Source organism: Nocardiopsis sp. TNDT3 (assembly GCF_003427465.1).
GTDB classification, from domain to species: domain Bacteria; phylum Actinomycetota; class Actinomycetes; order Streptosporangiales; family Streptosporangiaceae; genus Nocardiopsis; species Nocardiopsis dassonvillei.
Window position 1 is genome coordinate 1 of sequence record NZ_QPFC01000937.1, and the last position, 1497, is coordinate 1497.

The following is a 1497-nucleotide window of genomic DNA, read 5'->3' on the forward strand; positions in this document are numbered from 1 at the left end:
CTACTGGATGGGCGGGTAGGCGTTGGCCAAAAGCTCCTGGAACTGCGCGGAGAACCAGTGCCCCGAGATCGGCGCGTTGGGCAGCGCACCGCTCATGTTGTAGTTGTTGCGCGGGTTGCCCTCATAGGTCGGGTCGCACATCCGGTCGAACCCCTTGCCCTCGGGGTTCTCGATGAACTCACTGGACCCGTCGGACTCACCCGGCGGCTTCATCCACACATAGGCGTCGATCCCCGCCTCCGGAGCGGCCTGGGGGCGCTCACCCAGCCCCGCACCGGACTGGTTGCACCAGTTCCCCGACTGGAGACGGCGGTCGTAGCGGCCCCCGTCCACGTAGGCGTTCACATCCGTGCTCGGCCCCGGCCCGTCCGGACGGTCCGGCCCACCCCACCCGTTACGGGAGGTGTCGATGAGCATCCCGATCCCCGAATCGAACCCCTGACCCACCAGCTCCTCACGCAGAGCCTGGGCGAAGGACAACTCGTCGGTGAACTGGTTCCAGTCCACCCACTCCGACTGGCGCACCGGCGTACCGGCGATGGTCTGGTCGACGGAGAAGTTGTCCTCCACCAGAGCCGAGTAGTTCGCGGTGTTGGCGATGAACCCGTGCACATCGTCGGGGCTGGCACCGGCGGCGTTGGCCGCCTCGAAGAACAGCGCCGCCGAGGCGGTGAAGTTGTCCTGCCAACCGATCCACCCGTGGTGGCCGGCGTCGACGTAGTTGTAGACGTTGTCGATCGCGCCCAGCTGCGCCAGCGCGTAGCCCACCCCCTCGACGTAGTTGCCGTTGGCCAGCATCTCGTCGCAGTTCTCGGTCGCGGTCTCGCGCGGGGAGACGTTGGTGACCAGGTTGGGCAGCGAGTCGATCTCGACCGTGGTCACCACCCGCAGCTCGGTGTCCTCGTAATCGGCCAGGATCTGGGCGATGGGATCGATGTAGTCGTTCTTGTACCGGTCGATCTCGTCCGGGCCCAGCTCGCCGTTGGAGGCCAAAGCGGCGCAGTCACGGCCGGGCAGGTTGTAGATGACCACCTGGAACACCAGGGGTTCACCGTTGGCCTGGGCCAGGGCCTCGTCCAGGTGATCGCGCAGTCCCATGCTGCCGGTGGTGGGGCTGTCGTTGCCCTCGATGGCGCTGATGCGGTCCAGCCACACCCCGGTGGGCTCGTCGGCCACGGCGTCCCCGCCGGGCTCGGCGGCGGCGTTGGCCGACCAGATCGGGTTGACGTACACCTCAGCGCCCACGTACGGGTTGTCCACCCGACCGTTGCTGCCGGGCTCCTCGGGCTCCTCGGGCTCCCCGGGCTCTTCCGGTTCCTCCGGCTCCTCGACGTCACCGCTGCACAGCACGCCGTTCAGTTCGAAGGCCGTGGGCGCGGCGTTGCTTCCGGTGTAGCTTCCCTGGAAGCCGAAGCTGGCGGTGCCGTCGGTGGAGAGTGAGGCGTTGTGCCCGGCGTTGGTGACCGAGACGCTCTGTCCGCTCTGGGTGACGGTGCC

At 67.8% G+C, this 1497-nt stretch carries 1 protein-coding gene; it reads right to left on the bottom strand.

Going from position 1 to position 1497, the window contains the following annotated elements:
- Positions 1-1497 (bottom strand): glycoside hydrolase family 6 protein (locus tag DQW06_RS21935; RefSeq protein WP_117199217.1); only part of this gene is annotated, 1497 nt, incomplete at its 5' end.